Origin of the sequence: Kitasatospora sp. NPDC056800 (genome assembly GCF_042789775.1) — a bacterium.
In the GTDB taxonomy this organism is placed as follows: domain Bacteria; phylum Actinomycetota; class Actinomycetes; order Streptomycetales; family Streptomycetaceae; genus Kitasatospora.
The window spans coordinates 1-20,171 of the sequence record NZ_JBHUAL010000177.1; the positions used below are offsets into that span (position 1 = coordinate 1).

11 protein-coding genes and 1 pseudogene are annotated in these 20,171 nt (G+C 74.9%); 3 read left to right on the plus strand and 9 right to left on the minus strand.

Going from position 1 to position 20,171, the window contains the following annotated elements:
• Positions 1-9: 9 nt before the first annotated feature.
• Entirely contained in the window at positions 10-897 is an 888-nt protein-coding gene (locus ACFRQN_RS30660; RefSeq protein WP_074002983.1) for a hypothetical protein, read from the minus strand.
• A 124-nt stretch (positions 898-1,021) separates the two neighbouring features.
• Positions 1,022-1,970, minus strand: a pseudogene (locus ACFRQN_RS30665) (epimerase).
• A gap of 187 nt (positions 1,971-2,157) precedes the next feature.
• Here ACFRQN_RS30665 and ACFRQN_RS30670 point away from each other — a divergent pair.
• Positions 2,158-3,408 carry a cytochrome P450 gene (locus ACFRQN_RS30670; protein WP_380743490.1) on the plus strand — a complete coding sequence of 417 codons (1,251 nt, stop codon included), beginning with the start codon at positions 2,158-2,160 and terminating at the stop codon, positions 3,406-3,408.
• 40 nt (positions 3,409-3,448) lie between these two features.
• On the opposite strand, the gene ACFRQN_RS30675 is transcribed toward ACFRQN_RS30670, so the two are convergent.
• Positions 3,449-6,586 carry an ATP-binding protein gene (locus tag ACFRQN_RS30675; protein WP_380743492.1) on the minus strand — a complete coding sequence of 1,046 codons (3,138 nt, stop codon included), beginning with the start codon at positions 6,584-6,586 and terminating at the stop codon, positions 3,449-3,451.
• Between the two features lie 225 nt (positions 6,587-6,811).
• Between ACFRQN_RS30675 and ACFRQN_RS30680 the strand changes: the two genes are divergently transcribed.
• Entirely contained in the window at positions 6,812-7,666 is an 855-nt protein-coding gene (locus ACFRQN_RS30680; RefSeq protein ID WP_380743494.1) for a class I SAM-dependent methyltransferase, read from the plus strand.
• Positions 7,667-7,785: 119 nt separating this feature from the next.
• On the opposite strand, the gene ACFRQN_RS30685 is transcribed toward ACFRQN_RS30680, so the two are convergent.
• The 4 genes from ACFRQN_RS30685 to ACFRQN_RS30700 form a co-directional block, all read right to left on the minus strand.
• On the minus strand, positions 7,786-8,421 hold the full coding sequence (locus ACFRQN_RS30685) for a DUF7003 family protein (RefSeq protein ID WP_380743507.1): 636 nt from the start codon (positions 8,419-8,421) through the stop codon (positions 7,786-7,788).
• Positions 8,422-8,584: 163 nt separating this feature from the next.
• A complete protein-coding gene (locus tag ACFRQN_RS30690) occupies positions 8,585-10,078 on the minus strand; it encodes an SDR family oxidoreductase (protein WP_380743496.1) in 1,494 nt (497 codons plus the stop codon).
• Positions 10,075-11,535, minus strand: coding sequence for a cryptochrome/photolyase family protein (locus tag ACFRQN_RS30695; RefSeq protein WP_380743498.1), 1,461 nt, complete (start codon positions 11,533-11,535; stop codon positions 10,075-10,077). Before ACFRQN_RS30695 ends, ACFRQN_RS30690 begins: the two co-directional genes overlap by 4 nt.
• A 159-nt stretch (positions 11,536-11,694) precedes the next feature.
• Positions 11,695-12,630 (minus strand): B12-binding domain-containing protein, encoded by a 936-nt coding sequence (locus ACFRQN_RS30700; protein ID WP_380743500.1) that lies wholly within the window; start codon positions 12,628-12,630, stop codon positions 11,695-11,697.
• 890 nt (positions 12,631-13,520) lie between these two features.
• Here ACFRQN_RS30700 and ACFRQN_RS30705 point away from each other — a divergent pair.
• Positions 13,521-15,818 carry a LuxR C-terminal-related transcriptional regulator gene (locus ACFRQN_RS30705; protein WP_380743502.1) on the plus strand — a complete coding sequence of 766 codons (2,298 nt, stop codon included), beginning with the start codon at positions 13,521-13,523 and terminating at the stop codon, positions 15,816-15,818.
• A 100-nt stretch (positions 15,819-15,918) separates the two neighbouring features.
• Here ACFRQN_RS30705 and ACFRQN_RS30710 read toward each other — a convergent pair whose 3' ends face one another.
• Together ACFRQN_RS30710 and lanKC are read right to left on the minus strand one after the other, a co-directional pair.
• Positions 15,919-17,421: an ATP-binding cassette domain-containing protein gene (locus ACFRQN_RS30710; RefSeq protein ID WP_380743504.1), complete on the minus strand. Its 1,503-nt coding sequence runs from the start codon at positions 17,419-17,421 to the stop codon at positions 15,919-15,921.
• A gap of 8 nt (positions 17,422-17,429) precedes the next feature.
• Complete coding sequence (lanKC, locus tag ACFRQN_RS30715) at positions 17,430-20,126, minus strand: class III lanthionine synthetase LanKC (protein WP_380743506.1); 2,697 nt, start codon at positions 20,124-20,126, stop codon at positions 17,430-17,432.
• Between the last annotated feature and the right edge of the window lie 45 nt (positions 20,127-20,171).

Below are 20,171 nucleotides of genomic sequence, written 5' to 3' on the forward strand. Positions count from 1 at the left end.
GCCCTCGGGTCAGCCCCCGTCGCGACGGCCGCGCCGCGGGTCGGCGGAGGCCCGGCGCCAGTCCAGGTACTGCTGGCGGACGTACGAGCGCGCGTCGTCGTCGGTGGCGGCGGTGACGCCGTCGTGCTCGCACAGGTAGCCGGCCGAGATCCGCGCCCACACCACCTGCTCGCGGTCCGCGTCACCGCCCGCCAGCGCGATCCGGTCGGCCTGGGCGGCGGCGCGCAGCAGGTGGGCACGCCGCTTGCGGGGCGGGCTCTTGGCGGTGTTCCGGCCGGCCGCCAGGTACGCCTCCTCCTCCGCTACGCCCGGGGCGGCCGCGTACGCCTCCGCCGCCGTGGGCACCGGCCCGGCCGGCACGCTCCGCACCGCCGGGGGCGGCGTCGGCGGCAGCCCTCGGGTATGGAGCACGTCGTCGGCGAACTCCGGCCGGTCGACGGGCAGCCCGTGCCGGCCGAAGAGGGCGAACAGCTCGGCCAGGGCGCGCGGTTCGAGGCCGCGCGGCCGGTCGTCGTCGGTGACGTCGAACCGGCCGAGCAGCGGGCCCCAGAACCGGCCCGGCGGGTCCACCAGGCGCAGCCGGAGGGTGACCCGGTGGACGCTGGTCTCCTCCTCCTCGTCGAACTCCATGGCCAGGCCGCGGATCTCCGACCAGGCGTAGCGGCGCGGGACCAGCAGCCGGACCACGGTGAGGCCGTCCGCCTCCTCCCGCAGCCAGAAGGTGTGCGGCACTCCGACGGCCACCGCGCCGGCCACCACGGCGCCGACGAGCACGGCCGTCCCCGGGCCGACCAGACCGGACTCCCCCAGCACGATCACCGTCACCAGGGCCAGCAGGCAGCCGACGCCGATGATGTCCACCCGCCGCCGCATGTACGACAGCCGTACCGTCCGCATCCCGCCCCCTGGTGTCCCCTGCGTGTGGGCTCCACGCTCCCGGCAGCGGCCGGGCCCGGGCAAGCACCGGCGGGCAGCTGTGACGGCCCCGTGACGAACCCGGCCCACCACGCTCCGGACAGCGCTACCGCCCGCGCAGCCGCCGGACGAGGTCGCGGGCGGCCTCCGGCCAGCTCGGGTGGTCGAAGGTGAAGCCGGCGTCGAGCAGCCGGGTCGGGACGACGCGGCGACTCTTCATCAGCAGTTCGGTGTCGGAGCGCAGCGCGAAGGCGCCCAGCTCGGCCATCCAGCGGGTGGCGGGCAGGGCCAGCGGCATGCCCCAGGCGGTGCGCAGTTCGCGCATGAACGCGCGTTGCGGCAGCGGGTTCGGGGCGGCGAGGTTGACCGGGCCGGTGAGGTCCTCGCGGGCGATCAGGAACTCGACGGCGCGCGCGAAGTCGCGCTCGTGGATCCAGGAGACGTACTGGGAGCCGCCCGCGACGGGGCCGCCGGCACCGAGCCGGGCCAGCCAGGAGAGCGCGTCGAGGGAGCCGCCGCGCTCGGGGCCGAGGACGGCGGCGGTGCGCAGGGCGACCCGGCGGGTGTACGGGGTGTCGGCCTCCGCCTGGGCACGCTCCCAGGCCCGGGCGACGTCGATGCTGTGCTGCCAGGCGGCCGCGGCGTCGGGCTCGCTGCCGCCGATCAGGCCGTCCAGCTCGCCGTTGGGGGCGTCGTGGCGGTGGGCGTAGACGGTGGCGGTGCTCATCTGGAGCCAGTGCGCGGGCGGGCGGCGGGCGGCGGGCGGCCGCGACGGCCTCGCCGACGACCCGGGTCGACTGCACCCGCGAGTCCATCATCTCCTGCCGGTTCGCCTCGGTGGAGCGGCAGTTGACGCTGCGCCCGGCGAGGTTGAGCACGACGTCGGCCCCGTCGACCTCGGCCGCCCAGGCGCCGAGGGTCCGTCCGTCCCAGCCGACCTGCCGGGGCCCGGCGGGCCTGCGGCTCAGCACCACGACCTGGTGTCCGGCGGCGGTCAGGCTCCGGTCGAGCAGCGCCCCGAGTGCCCCCGATCCGCCGGGAATGACGACCTTCATGGCTTCCCCCTCCTGCCCCCGGTTCCTGGGAGCCCAGCCTAGCCCAAACTTCTGAACGCGTTCAATTACACCGTCCACGCCACCGCCCGGACGACTGAAACCGCGGTGAAACCGCACTGAAGGCGGGCCCCGGCAAGCTCCGGGGCATCGAAAGCCGCACAGCCGTGTGACGAAGGAGAGACCCGCCATGACCACCACCCCCGTCCGGCTCACCCCCGAGGACGTCGAGAACCCCGTCGGCGCCTACGCCCGCTTCCGCGAGCAGACCGGGCTGCCCCGGGTCGTCCTGCCCGGCCTGGACACCCCGGTCCGGCTGGTCACCCGCTACGCCGACGTCAAGGCCGCGCTCACCGAGCCCCGGCTGGTCCGGGACCGGGCGGGGCTCGCCGCTCCGGCCGACGCCGGATCCGACCCGCAGGACGAGCTGCTGGCCGCCGCCTTCGACAGCTTCCCCGCCGAGTACGCCGGCTACCTCTCCGGCCACCTGGCGCTGTTCGACGGCGAGGAGCATGCCCGCCGCCGCGCGCCCCTGACCCGCGCCTTCACCGCCCGCCGGATCGCCGCCCTGCGCGGCTTCGTCGAGCGCACCGCCGCCGAGCTGCTGGCCGACCTCGCCGCCCGGGACGAACCGGCCGACCTGCTGGGCGAGTTCGCCTACCCGCTGACCACCCAGGTGATCTGCGAACTGGTCGGCGTCGAGGAGGCCGACCGGTCCCGGGTCTGCGGCTGGATCCGCGACTTCGCGTACGGCGACGGCAGCCGCACGGTCGAGGGCCTGGTCGGCATCGTCGACCACGTCAAGGAGCTGATCGCGCGCCGCCGCGCCGAACCCACCGGGGACCTCATCTCCACCCTGGCCCACGACACTCGCGAGGGCGAGCAGCCGCTGGACGAGGACGACCTGGTCGCGGCCGTCTTCCTGCTGATCAACACCGGCATCACCCCGCCCGCGCTGTTCCTCGCCCACGGCCTGCTCGCCCTGTTCGACCACCCCGACCAGCTGGCCCGGCTGCGCGCCGAGCCGCAGCTGCTGGAGCGGGCCGTGCCCGAACTGCTGCGGTACATCACCCTGGTGCGGATCGGCGCCACCCTGTACGCCGCCGAGGACTTCACCTTCGCCGGGACGGCGCTGCGCACCGGCGACCCGGTCACCGTCGCCCTGCTGGCCGCCGACCACGACCCGCGGGAGTACGGCGAGGCGCCCGAACGCCTCGACATCGCCCGGCAGTTCGGGCGCGGCGACGGCCACCTGGCGTTCGGCCACGGCGCGCACTACTGCCTGGGCGCGGCCCTCGGCCGGCTGGTCACCTCGGTGGTGCTGGACCAGGTGCTGATCCGGCGACCGAAGGCGGCACTCGGGGTCGCGCGGGACGGGCTGGAGTTCGGCCACTGGCCGGCCGACGGCTTCCACCTGCTGCGGCTGCCGGTGCGGCTCTGAGCGGGCGGCGGCACGCCGGGGCCCGTTCTGGGTTCTGCGCTCAGCCGCCCACCAGCCGGCGCGCCTCGGCCGCCAGGGCGGACCGGTCAGGCGCCGCGTACGCGGCCACCGCCCGGCGGTACTCCGCCGGATCGGCCCGCTCCGCGTCCGCCCGGGCCGCCGCCGAGCCCATGGTCGGCTGGAAGGTGCGCAGGCAGCGGAACCGCTCGGCCAGCACGACCAGCCGTACGCCCGTCCGAGTCCGCTCGGGATCGCCCTCCCGGCCGCCCCGGTCCAGCGCCACCAGGCCGAGCGCGAGCAGCAGCGCCCCCGCGAGCGGGCCCTCCACCAAAGCGGCCGGCCGGCCCAGCAGTTCGACCAGCCGCTCCGGGAGGGAAGCCGCCAGGGCGGCCACCCGCTCCGACTCGCCGTACCGGGCGTGCGCGGCCACGCAGGCCGCCATCGGCTCCAGCGCCCAGGACGGCTCGGCGGGCGGCTCCGCGGCGCGGGCGAGCAGCTCGGCGGAGCGCCGCCACAGCGCCAGACCGGCGTCCACCTCGCCCCGGGCGAGGGCGAGTTCGGCCCGGACGCCCAGTTCGGGGGCGGGCAGCTCGGCGGCCTCCGCGGGCCGGTGGCGCACCGCCAGCTCCAGCCAGTGCTCGGCGCCGTCCGGGTCCCCCGCCTGCAAGCTGCCGATCACCATGCCCCAGCGCAGGCCCAGCATGTCGTTCCAGTCGCCGAGCCGGTCCAGCTCCGCCATCGCCGCGCCCAGCAGCGGCAGGGCCTCGGCGCCCCGCTCCCCCTGCAGATGCAGCTCGCCGAGCCGGGCGAGCGCCAGCACCCGCAGCCAGGGCACCGGCAGCGTCTCGAAGGCCGCCAGCGTCCGCCGCGCCGAGGCGGTCGCCCGCTCCATCTCCTGCGCGGCCTCCCAGCGGTAGCCGGCCACCGCCTCGGCCACACCGGCGAGCAGCGGTTCGGGGGCGGCGCACAGGGCCGCCAACAGCCCGCCGCCCGGGGCGCCCACCTCGCCATCGTTCGGGCCGAGCACCTCGGGGACGGCCGCCATCACGGTGGCGATGGCCCGCACCGGGGTGTCCGGCGCGGCCGGGGGCAGCCGCCGCAGGGCGGCGAGCAGCCGCAGCGCGCCGGTGCCGGTGCCGAGCCCGCCGCCCGCGGCGAGCAGGGTGTTGACGGTGCTCAGGGCGGCGAGGGTGCGCACCGGCTCCAGCAGGTCGGGCCCGGGCCGCAGCCGGGAGACCGGGCCGCCGGTGTCCTCGGCGAGGGCGAGCAGCCGGACGTAGTTGCCCTCGGTGGTCCACAGCCCGGCGAGGACGGCCGCGGCCGCGGCGACGGCGGGCCCGTCCCCGGCGGCGAGGGCCAGCCGCAGCGCCCGGACCAGGTTGTCCTGCTCGGCGCGGACCAGCCGCCACTCCGGTACGGCCGCCGGGCCGAACGGGCCGTCGTGGTGGTCGATGCCGAACTCCCGTGCCCAGACCAGGAACCGGGCGGTGACGGCCTCGTCCTCCGCCGCCTTCGTCCGCTCGGCCGCGCCGAACTCGCGGACCGTCTCCAGCATCCGGAACCGTCCCCCGCTCGGGGTGTCGGTCAGGCGCAGCAGCGACTGGTCGACCAGGTCCTCCAGGACGGTCAGGACGTCGGGGTCGTCGAGCAGTCGCCCGGCGGCGCGGGCGGTGAAGCCGCCGGGGAAGACGGAGAGCGCGCGCAGGGCGGCCCGGCCCGGCGGGTCCAGCAGGTTCCAGCTCCAGTCGACCACGGCCTGCAGGGTGCGGTGGCGCTGCGGCGCGTCCCGGGGCCCGCCGCGCAGCAGGGCGAAGCGGTCGGCCAGCCGGTCGGCGATCTCGGGCACCGCCAGCACCCGTACCCGGGCCGCCGCCAGCTCCAGGGCCAGCGGGAGCCCGTCCAGCCGGGCGCACAGCGCGGCGACCGGGCCGGCCGGCAGCTCGACGTCCGGGCGGGCCGCCCGGGCCCGCTGGGTGAACAGCTCGACGGCGGATGCCCGGTCCAACTCCGGGAGCAGGTACACCGATTCGGCGGAGATCCCGAGCGGGGTGCGGCTGGTGGTGAGCACCCGCAGGTCAGGGCGGGCGGCCACCAGCGCGTGCACCAGGTCGGCGACACCGCGCACCACCTGCTCGCAGTTGTCCAGTACCAGCAGCACCGGCCCGGCGGCGAGCGCACCGGCGATCCCCGCCCGGTCGCCGGCGCCGAGGGCGGCGGCCACCGCCCCGGCCACGTCCTGGTCGGCCGCCACTCCGGCCAGCGGCACCAGGTGCACCACCCGCTGCGCCGCCCCGCGCGCCACGGCGGCGACGACCCGGGTCTTGCCGAGCCCGCCGGGGCCGACCACCGACACCACCCGGGCGGCGCCCAGCAGTTCCGCCACGGCGGCGAGATCGGCCTCCCGGCCGACCAGCGGGTTCGGCTCGTGCGGCACCCCGCGCCGCACCGGAGCCGCCGCACCGCGCAGCAACTCCTGGTGCAGTGCGCGCAGTTCGGGCCCCGGGTCGGCGCCCAGGGCGTCCCGCAGGCTGCGGCGGTAGCGGTCGTACCGGCCGAGCGCGGCCGCCGCCCCGGCCGTCCCGGCCTCGCAGCGCAGCAGCTCCAGCAGCACCTCCTCGTCCCGCGGCTGCCCGGCGGCCTCCTCGGCGAGCGCTTCGACGGCCGCCGCGTGCCGCCCGGTGCGCGCCAGCGCGAGCGCCCGGGCCCGCCGCAACACCCGGTGGGTGCGGGCCCGTTCGGCGCGCAGCGCGGAGGCCGGGTCCGTCCCCTCGGGCTCCGCGGGAGCGGTGTCCCCGCCCCAGAGCTCCAGCCCCGCCTCGGCCTCGGCGAGCGCCCCGGCATGGTCCCCGGCCCGGGCCTTCTCGGCGCAGGCGGCGGCGTGCAGCAGCACCGCCGAGGCGTCCACCCGTTCCTCCCCGAGCCCCAGCCGGTACCCGGTCGGCGTGCTGGCGATCAGCTCCGCCCCGAACTTCGCCCGGGCCCGCGACACCAGCACCTGCAACGCCTTCTCCGGCCGCTCGGGCCGCTCCTCCGGCCACAGCCCGTCCACCAGCCGCCCCCGGCCGCACCCGGCCCGCACCTCCCCGGCCAACAGGGCGAGCAGCCCCCGCAGCCCGGGCGCGGTGACCTCCTCACCCCGGCAGGAGACCGTGGACAGCACGCGCAGCTCGATCGTCACCGCGCCAGGGTAACGATCACCGGACCGTACGTCCGTTCTGATCCCCGGTCAGCGGACGTGGGCCTTGTCCCTCGTCCCTTGTCCCGCAAAGCGGCAGCGCCTACCCTCCCGATATATCGATCCGATACATCGAACCGATAGCTCGCGCCCCCGGGGCCGGTCGACCCCGGGCGGACGCCCGCGCGCTGTGCACCCGGCACAGCCCGCCGACCACGAGGAGCCACGATGACGGGGACCGACCACGGCACGGAGCACCACCGGGATGCCACCCGCGGCCACGCGCCCACCGGACAGGTGCCGGCGCAGGACGAACGACGGCTGCACAGCTCGTCGTTCGGCCGGGCGGCGGTCGCCTACGCCGAGCACCGCCCGGACTACGCGCACGCCGCCGTGCACTGGGCACTCGAAGCCGCGCCCGGCCCGCGGGTGCTCGACCTCGGCGCCGGAACGGGCAAGCTCACCGCCACGCTGGTCGCACTGGGCCACCAGGTCGTCGCGGTCGAACCCGACCCGGCGATGCTGGCCGAACTGCGCGGCACACTGCCGGACGTCCGCGCGCTGGAGGGGAGCGCCGAGGCGATCCCCCTGCCGGACGGGTCGGTCGACGCCGTGGTGTCCGGCAACGCCATGCACTGGTTCGACATGGCCGCCGCAGGCCCCGAGATCGCCAGGGTCCTCGCGCCCGGCGGCGTCCTGGCCGGCCTGTGGAACGTCTTCGACGACGGCGTCGACTGGGTGGCCGGCCTCGCCAGGGTCACCGGCCCCGCCGCCATCGGCCCGCGCGACGTGCCCGGCAGCTGGCGCACCGAGACGGCCCGGATGCACCTGCCCGCGTCGGGCGGCGCCGACGCCTGGTTCGACTCACCGGAACAGGCGGAGTTCCCCCACGGCCAGCGGCGCACCGCCGACTCCCTCGTCTCGACCCTCGCCACCAAGGCCGGCGTCCTGGTCATGCCCGAGCAGGAGCGCGAGGCCCTCCTGGAGGCGACCCGCACCTACCTCGCCGCCCGACCGGAGACCGGCCACGGCGAGTTCACCCTCCCGATGCTGACCAGCGTCCTGCGCGTCCGCCGGATGTGAGCTTCCGGCGGGATCCGGAGCCGCCACGGACAGGACGGCCGACAGCACCGTCACCTCGCGAAGCGGGTACGGGTACGGGGACCGTCGGCCGCCCGCCGCCCGCCGCCCGCCCGGGGCCCCTACAGCGTCCCGGCGTCCGGCCAGTTCGACCAGTGGGTGTTGGGCGCGAGCGTCGGGCGGTAGCGGCCCGGGTCCCCGGAGACCAGGACCTCGGCAACGAGCCGGAAGGTCTCGTGCCCACTCGGCCTGGTCTCCCAGAAGTCCTCGGGCTGGTTCCACTCGTCGATCCGCAGCAGCGGCGGCAGGTCGGCGGGAAGGTGGTCGCGCAGCTCGGCCTCGTCGGCGAGCAGGAGGGTGCGGTACTCGGGGACGAGTCGGCGGAACACCTCCTGGAGGGGCGTGCCCGCCTCGGCGTCGACCGGGAGCGGCCTGCCGCGGACGACGACCGGGGCACCGCCGCCGTACTCCTCGGCGCCCCCGGGGGCGATCTCCGCCATGTTGTCGACCCGGTCGAGGAAGCGGCCGAGGCCCGGTTCGCCCCGGGTGAGGCAGTTGCCGTAGCAGTGCACGAAGTCGACGAGGTTCCCGGCGCGCGGGTTGTAGCCCAGGAGTTCGGCGATCACCGCCCAGCGCGTACCGTCGCCGAACAGGTGCATCCGCGCGTCGACCGGGTAGCTGTAGCCGTTGTCCTGGTCCGGGAACCGGCCCTGCGCCGCGCAGTGGTCGAACTGACCGAGGATCGAGGAGATGGTCATCACCCGGACGACGCTAGGCCGTACCGCCGACACCGAACGGGGGTGGGGTCACTCGCCCGGGACGGCTTCCCCAGCGGCGTAGCCGCCGATTGCGAGGTCACAGCGGTGCCCGGCCGAAGGGGCCCGTTGCCGTGCGGCTGGTCGCGGACTGGTGGAGAGCCGTTCAATCGGCGCGGAGGGCGCGTTCCGTGATGTTGCGGGCCATGCCTCCGAAGACGGCGCTGTGGAACGGGGCGATGGCCCACCAGTAGGCGTGTCCGGCCAGGCCGTGCGGGTGGAACAGGGCCCGTTGCCGGTAGCGCGCCCCGTGCTCGCCGTCGGGTGTGACGGAGAGTTCGAGCCAGGCAAGCCCGGGCAGGCGCATCTCGGCCCTCAGCCGGAGCAGCCGACCGGGTTCGATCTCCTCCACCCGCCAGAAGTCGAGGGAGTCCCCGACCCGCAACCGGGCCGGGTCACGGCGGCCCCGGCGCAGTCCGACGCCGCCGACCGCGCGGTCGAGCCAGCCGCGCAGGGCCCAGGCGAGGGGGAAGGAGTACCAGCCGTTGTCACCGCCGATGCCTTCGATGACCCGCCAGACGGCGGTGACCGACGCGGTGACGGTGCGTTCCCGGATGTCCTGGTAGAGGCTGCCGCCCGCCCAGTCGGGGTCCGTGGGCAGGGGGTCGCTCGGGGCGCCGGGCAGGGAGGCTGAGGACCAGCGGGTGGCGACGTCGGCGTCCTTGATGCGGCGCAGGGCGAGCGTGACGGCCTGGTCGAAGCCGGTCAGCCCGTTCGGCGGGTCCGGGATCCACTCGGCGATGTCGTGCTCGCCGCAGACGACCTCATGGCGCAGGGACTCGACCAGGGGGCGGGCGATGGAGTTCGGCACCGGGGTCACCAGGCCGACCCAGTGGCTGGAGAGGCGGGGGGTGAGGACGGGCACGGGGACGATGAGGCGGCGGCGCAGTCCGGCCGCGCGCGCGTAGCGCCGCATCATCTGCCGGTAGTCGAGGACGTCGGGGCCGCCGATGTCGAAGGTGCGGTTCACCTCGGGTGGCAGGTCGGCGGCGGCGGCGAGGTAGCCCAGGACGTCGCGGACGGCGATGGGCTGGATACGGGTCGACACCCAGCGAGGGGTGACCATCGCGGGCAGGCGTTCGGTGAGGTAGCGGAGCATTTCGAAGGAGGCGCTGCCGGAGCCGATGATCACGGCGGCGCGCAGCTCGGCGGTCGGGACGCCGCTGGAGCGCAGGATGCGTCCGACCTCGGCGCGGGACCTCAGGTGGGGTGACAGGTCCGCTTCCGGCACCGCGGTGGGTACGAGGCCGCCGAGGTAGACGATCCGGGTGACGCCGGCGGCCGCGGCGGCGGCCCCGAAGGCTCGCGCGGCTTCCCGGTCGGTGGTCTCGAAGGAGGGTCCGGTGCCGAGGGAGTGGACGAGGTAGTAGGCGGCGTCGACGCCGTCGAGGGCCCCCGTGAGGGTTTCGGGCCGGGTCACGTCGCCGGGGACGACGTCGACGTCGGCCCGCCAGGGCTGGTCCCGCAGCCGGTCGGGGTCGCGCACCAGGCAACGCACGGAGTGCCCGCGCGCGAGCAGTTCGGGCACCAGACGGCCGCCGATGTAGCCGCTCGCGCCGGTCACCAGGCAGCGCTTCGAGTCGGGTCGCAAGGCGTTCATCTCGGCTCCTCGTCCGACGTCAAGGGTGTCGATTCCGGCCGGTGCCCGGACCGACGGGACCAGGATCCCGCCTTGCTTCCGGAGCCCGCGACCGGGTGGACCGGCGGGCCCGTCGGCCGGTCCTGGCGTTCGCCCGCGCCGAGGACCGGCCGGCCGTGCTGGAACCGGGCCGTGAGGTCCTCGGGCGCGATGATCGGGGGCGGGTAGTCTCCGTCGAGGAGCCATGGGCGGTGGATGGACGGCCCGGGCAGGTGGGCCAGTTCGGGCACCCATCGGCGTACGTAGTCGCCCCTGGGGTCGTAGCGGTCGGCCTGGCGCAGCGGGTTGAGCACCCGGTTGGGGCGGGTGTCGGTGCCGGTGCCCGCGACCCACTGCCAGTTGAGCTGGTTGACGGCGATGTCGCCGTCGACGAGCAGGGAGAGGAAGTGGGCCGCGCCGATCCGCCAGTCGAGGTAGAGCGACTTGGTGAGGAAGCTTGCCGTCAGCAGGCGGGCCCGGTTGTGCATCCAGCCCTCTTCGGCGAGCTGGCGCATCCCGGCGTCGATGATCGGGTAGCCGGTGCGGCCCTGCCGCCAGGCTTCGGCCTCGCGCTCGTCGTGGTGCCAGTGGTCGTCCCGGGCGCGGTAGTCGCGGTGTGCGGCGTCGGGACGGGCGGCGAGCACCTGGTGGTGGAAGTCGCGCCAGGCGAGCTGCCGGACGAAGGCCTCCGCTCCGGGCCCGCCGCGCTGGAGCGCGCCTGCCGTGAGCTCGGTGGCCGACAGGCAGCCGAAGTGCAGGTACGGGGAGAGCCGGGAGGTGGCGTCGGCCGCCAGATCGTCATGGACGTCGGCGTACGCGTCGACGTCCCAGCGACGCCGGAGTTCCCGGCCCGCTCTCTCGCCACCGTGCGGCAGGGAGGGCGAGAGCGGGCCCCTGAACACGAGGTTCTCGCTGCCGATGCCGTCCGGCGTGCGGATCACCCGGGGCGCGGCCAGGACGCCGCGGTGGGGGGCCTGCCGCCAGGCGCGGTGGTACGGGGTGAAGACCGCGTAGTGGTCGCGGCCGGCCGGGGTGATCCGGCCCGCCGGGACGACCGTCAGCGAGGCGTCGTGGACGTGCAGGCGGTTGCCGAACACCTCGCGCAGCCCTTCCTCCCGCCGGTGCGCGAAGGCGCTGACGCCCGCGGCGACGTGGACCGTCCCGGCGCCGGCTTCGGTGGCCACCTTGGCGGTCTGCTCGGCGGGCTCGCCGCGCCGCACGACCAGCCGGGAGCCGGCCCGGCGCAGCGAGGCGTCCAGGTCGGCGAGGCAGTCGGACAGGAAGGCGAGCCGGTTGGGCGCAGCGAACCCGGCGCCCTCGACGGCGGGATCGAGGACGAACAGCGGCACGACCTGGTCGGCCGCGGCGCGGGCGGCGTGCAGGACCGGGTTGTCGTGCAGCCGCAGGTCCTGGGTGAACAGGGCGATGGAGACGGTCACGGGCGGTGCCTCGCAGGGAGTGCGGTCGGGGTGGTCGGGTGTCGGCGCGTGGCAGGGGCGCGAACCCGCCGGTGCGGGCCGCGGACTCGGCCCGGCCGGGCCGTTGCGCGCCGAGCAGGCCCGGGACAGGGGACGGGACGGTGGGTCGGTGGTGGGACTTCAGGCCGTGACGGCCTGCTCCAGGAGGTCGACGGCGTCCGCGAGGGTGCGGGGGCGGGCTGCGCCGGCCCGGGGCTGGTCGCGGGCCCAACCGGGACCGGCGGCCACGACCAGGGCTCCGCCGCGGGCGCCGCGCGGGCCCCACACCGTGTCGCCGACCCGGCGTACCAGCCCGCGGTCCGCGGTGTGCTGGTCCTGGGACCAGATCATCACGGCCGACGGCCCGATCCGGTGGACGGCGTCGAGCAGGGCCCGGGGCGGGACGGCCGCGCCCAGTATGCGAAAGGGGACCCCGCGCTCCGTGAGCGCGGCGGCCGTGGCCTCGATGGCGAGGGTGTGCAGTTCGAGGGGCGTCGCCGTCAGGAGGACGGGCCTCACCTGGCGGGCGGCGGGCCCGCCGACGGCCACGCCCCGCAGAGCGCTGGAGACGTGCCAGGACAGCAGGTGCTCGACCTCGACGTACTGCTCGCCGTCCGCCGCCCACCTGCGGCCCGCGGCGCGCAGTGCGGGCATCATGACCTCCGTCCACGCGTCGACCACCCCGAGCGCGTCCACCGCTTCCCGCAGGATCCGGGCGACCTCCGGCCCGTCCAGCCGCACCGCCGCCCGGGTCAGGCCCCGGCATTCAGGGCGCACCGCTTTGACCCGCGAGGCGTGGCTTCCGCCCGGACCGTGCCCGAGCCGCCCGCCGCCCTGTGAGTCCGTTCGCGGCTCGGGGAGAGCGCGTCGCGGGCTGTCCTGGTGTACGGAGACGTCGCGCTCGGCCAGGGCCGCCCGTGCCGCCTCGCCCGGAGGCACCCCGCGTGCCGTCAGCCGGCACATCGTCTCCAGGACGGCGATGTCCCGGGGGCTCCAGCGGCGGTGGTGTCCGGTCTCCCGATGGGCAGGGCCGATGCCGTAGCGGCGTTCCCAGGAGCGGACCGTCGTGGGTGACACACCCAGCCGCTGGGCCACGCGGCCGGTCGGAAGCCCGACAAGGTCCACCGGCTCGGGTGCCGGGTCCGGGTCTCCGGATCGCGCTCCGATCCGCCGGCCGGGGTCTCGGCCGGCCGATGAGGTCACCATCCTGCGGTCCTCCCCACGGCGAACCCCGCGCGGCACACCGCCATCGCGGCGATGTCCGGCAGCGGGCTCCGGCCCGACCGGGCCGTGTGCGGCTCGGCCGGCCCCGGAGTGGCGATACCCGCGCACATCGACGCCTCGCACTCGGGCGTCCCAGTGGGCGGGCTCGCGGGAGCGGGGCGCTCCCGGGCGGGGAACTGTCGGCCGATGGTCACGCGCACAGCCTCCCCGTCGACGGCGCGCAGGTCCACCCGTCCCGGATGGACGCCGGCACGGACCGGACCACCGGAGGCCGCAGGTGGAAGGCGACTCCGTACACGGGTGCGGCAACCGTCCGGTGGAGCGCCTCGGACGCGCCTTCGTCGCCGTGCGTCGACAGGTCCAGGAGACGACTCAGGTCTGCGGCACCCGGCACTTGCCTGCCGCCGAGATCCAGGCCGGAACGGGTTCGGATGAGCGAGGTCATGCGGCCACGGTGCAGCGGTTCAGCATCGATGGCCCAGTCGAATCGTTTGTGCAGCGTTTTCCGAGGGGGACCAGACCTGCCGGACGATGCGGCACCGCCGGCCCCGGCGGAGACGACACCACGGAGTCCCGTGCCCCTCGCCCTCGAACGCCCGGCGGGCACCGCCGCGGTCCGCGATCCCCCGGCGGTATCCCAGAACTCTGGGATACCGTCGGCAGCGGCCGACATCCAGCATCAGTACGGACGATCCCGCCGGCGCACGGGCGCCGCGTAGGTGGAGCCAGCTCTGGAGCCGTCCATGACCAGCTTGTTCGAGTCCACCGTCCCCCAGCCGGAGCCTGCGGACCACCGGGCCTTCGCGGGTGAGCTGTTCGGGCGGGCACGTGAGACGGCCGAGCTGCTGCGGCTGCTCGCCGACCCCACCGTGCCCGGCGTGCTGCTGCACGGCCTTCCGGGCAGCGGCAAGACCCGGCTGGCGTCCGCGGTCGCCGAGCAGTACCGAGCGATGGGTGGCATGACCGGAACTCCCTGCCCGGCTTCGTTACTGACTGTCGATCAGATCGAACCGGACGAGTATCCGGCACTGCTGACCCGGTGCGCCTCGAGTGGGGCGAAGCTGCTCGCGACCGGTCGCCTGCCATCCACCGGCGCCGACGTGGCGTACCGGGTGGACCCACTGGCCGTTCCGGTGGACTGGTCGCCGATCGACCTGGACGCCTTCTGCCGCATCCCCTCGGTCCAGGTCTTCACGGCCGCCCGGCAGGCCTGGAGCCCGTGCTTCACGGTGACCGCCCGGAACCAGCAGGCCGTAGGCCGGATCTGCGTGGAACTCCGGGGCCTGCCAGGCGCGTTGGTGGTCGCGGCCCGGGTGGCGGCACTGGAGGGCATCGGCACCGTGCTGGCCGCACTCGGTGGGGCGGGAGTAGACGGAGCCGCAGGAGGCAGGATTCCGGGCGGCGGGGTGGCCCCCTGCGCCGGGCCGCGCGTCCCGCCGGCGGGTCGGCCGGCGAGGCGACCAGCGGAACGGGGCGGCCCGCTGGTCGCCGACGAGGCGCGGCTGCTGTCCTGCACGCCGCTGTTCGTCGGCGGGTTCGGCCCCGAGGCACTTCGGGCGGTGTCCGGGATCACGCCGAGCGCCTTCCCTGCGGCGCTCGAAGCCCTGCTCGGTCGGCAGTCGCTGACGCTCGAGGACCGGCCGTCCGGCCGATTGGCCGGTGCGGCCGAAACGCGGCTTCATGTGCCGTTCGACGGCCCGCCCGAGGCCCGGCCCGCCGACGGCAGGTTCACCGTCCTCATGCTCCGCCACGCGCGCTACTACGCCCGGCTCGCGGCCGGGGCCGGCCGTCGGCTGGCCGCCGGCGACCAGCCGACAGCCCTGCTCGCCCTGCGCGTCGAGGAGGCCAACCTCCGCTCGGCGGTCAACACCCTGACCGGCCACGGGCTCACTGCCGAGGCCCTCGACCTGATGGAGCGGTTGCTCGCCCACGCCCGCCTCGTCGGCCTCGGCCCGGCCTGGACCGACCGGGACGCCGCCCTGCTCGGCTCCACCAGTGCCACCGGTGAGCGGGCGCGCGTCCGGCTGGCGCTGATCCGCGCCGAAGCCCGACTGCTCGACGGCGACCACGAGTTGGCCACCGTCCTGCTGGACGAGACCGAGGCAGCCTCAGCCGAGTCGGACCGATGTCGGACCACGCCCGACTCCCCCTCCACGGCGGCCCGACTCCTGCGACTGCGGGGCCTGACCGGGTTCGACCGTGACCCCGCCCGAACCCTCGCCGCACTCACTCGGGCGGCAGAGCTCCTCCGCGGAGCCGATGACGAACCGGCGGCCCTGCGCATCGAGCTGGAGGCCGCCCTGGCCGAGCTTCGGCTCGGTCGGACCGGTCCCGGCAGCGCGCTGGCGGACCGGGCGCTGACCGCGGCGCGGCACCGGGGGGACGCGCTGCTGGCCGGCACGGCCCTGCTCCACCTGGGCCTGCTCGCCGCCGCCGACGGCGATCCGTCCGCCTCCCGCGCCCACTACGTCGAGGGGCTGGCCCAGCTGCGCCCGCTCGGCGCCGTCGCCACGCTCGGCGCGCTGGTCGGCCTGGCCGCGAGCCCCCTGCGCCCGGCACCGGCGCGGGCGACCGACGCCGCCCGACTGCTGGGCAGCTTCTATCCGGGGCGGGCCGGCATTCCCGGCGACCCCGCGGATCCGGACCTGGCCACCGCCCGGCTGCTCCCCGGCATCCGCCGCCGGCTCACCGAGGACGAATTCACCCACGCACTGGCGACCGGCGCGGCCACCGCGCTCCCGGACCTGCTCTGCTCCCTCGGCGAGTCGGACTCCACCGGGACACCGCCGAAGAGGGAGCTGACGAATCGTCAGTTCCAGGTCTCGCTGCTGGTGGCCGACGGGCTGAGCAACCACCAGATCGCACGTCGCCTGGGCATCTCGGAGTGGACCGTGGTCAACCACCTCCGCGAGGCGATGCGGCGGTTGCAGTGCTCCTCGCGGGTCGGCGTCGCCGGCTGGGTGCACCGCTCCGGCCGGCGGCCAGGCCCCGCTCACGGCGCGAACCGGGGATGGTACGACGATCCGTTCGAGGCCTCCTGACCCGGCGGGCGGGCCCGCCACCCGGACTTCCGCCGACTCGGCTTCCAGGGCGGCCGACCCGTACACCACCCGGCTGCACGTCCGGGACCGCTCGGGGCGCCTAACGGAGCCCGGTGAGGGTCGCCACCCGGTCGAAGCGGCCGTCGATGGCCTCGTCCCCGTGGTGCACGACGAGCAGGGCGCGCCCCTCGGTCCGCTCCCTAAGCACCCGGAACACCAGCTCCCTGCCGCCGTCGTCGAGGTTCGCGAACGGCTCGTCGGCCAGGTACACGTCCGCGTCCTCGTGCAGGAGCACGGCGACCCCGACCCGCTGACGCTGGCCGGACGACAGGTCCGAGGGCAGCTGGTCGGCCAGGACGTCCAGACCCATCGCGGCGCGCAGCCGCTCGTCGGCGACCAGTTCGCGCACCGGCAGCGGAGGCAGGTGCACCGGAGCGGTCAGGCTCGCCACCCGGGGCGGCAGGGTGACCGCCCCGGCGTCGGGGGCGAGGGTCCCGGCCATGACGTGCAGGAGCGTGGTCTTCCCGCAACCGTTGGGGCCGCGGAGCAGCACGCGCTCGCCGACGCGCAGGTCGAACTCGTCGATCGACACCTTGGCCCCCTCGCCGTACCCGACCCGGACCCCGCGGACCCGTACCAGGGCCCCCTCCTCGTAGTACGGGGCCTGCCCGGAGTCCCGCAGGGACTCGATCCGCTTGAGGACCGCGCTGCTCCGGCGGGCCTGCGGAATCATGTTGACGAGGTCGAAGATCCCGGTCACCGCCCGCCACAGCGAGTTCACGAAGGCGAGGAAGCTGCCGAACGACATCCGCCCGGCGAAGACGAAGAAGGCTCCGGTGATCATCGAGGCGGTGTCCGACAGGTTCATCACCAGGTCGCTGAGGGTTCGCTGCCGCTGTGACAGCCGGAAGTTGACGAAGGTGCGGTCGAGGAACCCGCGCAACGCGTCCCGGTTCACCGCGCGGGTGCCCGGCAGCAGCGACGGCAGTCCGCGCAGGGCGGGGAAGGACTCCAGCGTGCGGGTCAGCGTGTTGATGTACCGCGCCTCCGCCTCGCGTTCGGGCCCGGTGTTCTGCTCGATCCGCCTGCCGAGCCGGTTGCTCACGAGCACCAGCGGCGGCACGATCACCAGCAGGATGAGGCTGGCCTGCCAGGACAGGTAGAACAGCACGCCGAGGAAGGCGACCGACGCGACCGCCTGGCGCGCGATGCGGAGGGAGACGTCGATGGCCGGCAGGACGCCCTGGGCGACGTCGTTGTGGATGCGGCTGACGTACGAGGCGTTTCCCGCCTTCGCCACCTCTCGGCCGTCCAGGCCGAGCGTGCGGCTCAGCAACTCCGTCTCCAGCACCAGCGTGAACGCGTTCTCGAGGCGCTTGCGCCAACAGGCGACGCAGTAGTCCGTGATGGTGAGGGTCAGTCCGAACAGGAGGTACCCGAGGCCGAGGACGAGGAACCTGCGGAAGTCGGCGGTCAGGATCGCCTGGTCGAACAGGGCCTTGAGCAGCAGGGGGTGCAGCAGGGCCTCGAGCCCGCCCGTGGTGGCCTCGGCGACGAGGACCACCACGAACGGGGCCCGGTGGCCCCGCAAGGTACGCCACAACCGGTTGTTCACCGCGCCGCCTCGTCCAGCAGGAAGTCGGCGGTGCCTCCGGCGTTCACCCGGTGGAGCACCCGCAGCAGGCCCGCCGACCCGGTCAGGTAGTCGCAGGAGCAGCGCAGCAGCCCCTCACCGGGGAGACCCAGCGGGGTCCGGCCGTCCTGGCGCGGCAGACCGAAGCGCTCGGCGGGCTCGAACAGGAACACCTTCCGGACGAAGTCGAGCTGCGTCAGCGCCTTGTCGCGGTAGGAGCGGTCTCCGGTGAACTCGGCCGCGTCGAGCAGCGCGTCGGCGATCCCGCTCATGCCGAAGGCGTACCCGGGCAGCACCGAGTAGCGGACGTCCAGCCCGCGCAGGACGGCGCGTGCCGCGTCCAGGTCGCCGTAGCGCAGCAGCACCTGCGCCACGCCCGCGGACCCGACCTCGATGTACGGCTCCATGGTTCCCTCGTGCTCGAACATGACCGGGCCCCCGCCGTCCAGGGGCTTGGCGTGGGCCATCTCCCAGGCGAGCGCCTGCCGTCCGAGGCGCAGGTGGTGCTCCTCTCCCGTGACCTGGTGCATGCGCAGCAGGAACATCGCGACGCCGGCCTGTCCGAAGCCGAGGCCGGTCATCGGCCCCTCGGCGGCGAACTCGTTCACCCAGTAGGCTCGTTCGCCGTCGTGCCGCACCGTGTCGTGCAGGGCTCGCGCGCAGTCCCGTGCCGCGGCGAGATCGCGCGGGTCGCGGCCCTGCAGGAAGAAGCGCAGGTTCGTCATCCCCACTCCGGCGAGGCCGTAGTAGAAGGTGTGGTCGCCCTGCTCCACCGCGCGCCGGTTGGCCTGGGCCAGCAGCTGCCCGGCCTCGGTCCCGAACCCGAGCGAGTCGGCCGCCCAGGCGATGCCAGCCAGGCCGTTCATGAGACCGTCCGGGTACTCCGCGCTGTCGATGTCGGCCAGCTTGCCGCCGAGCCAGTCGTGCCATTCGGGCCGGATCGCGATGCCGGAGGAGTGCAGCGCCCACAGCACGCCGCTCGCCCCGAAGCCGAGGCTCAGCGGGTTGGTGATGTGCGCGAAGGGGTCCACGGGGAAGAGCGTGCTCCGGCCGGTGTCGGCGACGGCCTCGACGAACGCGGCCACCCCGGTCTCCGCCTCCACCAGTCCGAGCCGTTCCTCGACGACCGGCCGCGCCGGGAGGGCCTCGACCTGGTCGAGCAGGTCCGCCTCGTGCTCCAGGGCGTCGAGCACGTCGGTGAGGCCGATCCGGTCCCCGGCCAGGTCGGTGATCAGCCGGTGGACGCGCTCCGGCCAGCCCAGGCCCTCGGTGATGAAGATCCGGTACAGGTCGAGCACGTCCTCGCGCAGGTACGACATCGCCGCGATCGGGAAGACGAAGTACGCCATGGTGGACGCCAGGGCGTAGCGGTCGCCCTCCGGCCCGAACGCCCTGAAGCCGTCGCGGGAGAGGCTGAACCCGGGTGTGAAGAGCTCGACCGGCTGCTCCAGCTCCGCTTCGCCGCTCCCGGCGTCGCTGTCGGTCCCGGCCAGCCGGCAGGCTTCCAGGTCGACGATGGTCACCTCCAAGGTGTCCGGGTCGACGAGCAGGTTCGAGGCGGTGAAGTCGGCGAGGATCACCCCGCGGTCGTGCGCGGCCTGGATCGCGAGGGCCAGCCCGCGGAAGACGGCGAGGAAGATGCGCAGGTACTCCCGCGACCGCTCGATGTCGAACCCCGGCCGCGCGAGCGGGTTGCGTTCGAGCAGCACCGAGCGGAGGTCGGAGCTGTCGATGAACTCCTCGGCGATGAAGTGGTGCTCCCAGTGGCGGAACTTCGCGATCGGCGCCGGGTACGAGCCGGTGTCGGCCAGCCGGTTCAGGAACATCCACTCGCGGCCGAGGATGTCCACTGCGTCGTGGTTCCGACGGGGGTTGACGTTGGTGTGCGGACGGGCCTCCTTGAGCAGCACCGGCCGGTCGTCGTGCGCCGTGTCCTCGGCCGTGTACACGCCGCCGCTGTTGGAGAACTGGATCGCCCCGGTCACCCGGAACCGGCCCCCGAGCAGGCCGTCGTCCTCGTCCTCGTCCGCGGGCTTCCAGTCGTCGAACGGCCAGGGCACCCAGTCGGGCCGGGCGCGCCCCAGGCCCCGGTCGTCGGGGACGGGACCGTCCGGTCCGAGGATCCGCGGGTGCCGGCGGCCGAGGACGTCGACGGTGTGGGTGTCGAGGAACTGGCCGTAGCGGAAGTACAGCGCCTTGCTGTCCCGGTACCGCAGGTCCGACAGGACGTAGGCGCCCTCGTAGCCTTCCAGGAGTCCGGCCAGGTCGGCCAGGACGGCCCTGAACTCGTCGTCGTCGCGCGGGTAGACGGTGACGAGCTTGCCGCCGCTTCCCCGGGACATCGACTTGGAGTTGAGCATCTCGAAGATGTTGATGTCGAGGGCTATCTTGAAGTCGGTCCCGCGTTCCGTCAGGTATCCGATCACTGCGGCGGCGACCTCGCGCACGTGACGGCAGCTCGCCGACACATGGATCTTCCAGCCCTGCGCCGGCAGGTCCGGGCTGGGCCGATGGCTCCACCAGATGCCGCTGCGGACGAACCGCGCCCGCAGTGGCTCGTCGAGCCCGGCGAGGAAGTGGTCCGCGCTCGGTTCGTACGAGACGTCGAGCGGGTCGAAGAACAGCGTGTCGTTCCACGCGAAGAGGAAGCGGTAGACCCATCGTTCGTTGCGCATGTCAGCCTCTGCGATCGTCCGGGGCGGCCGGTGGAAGCGACAGGG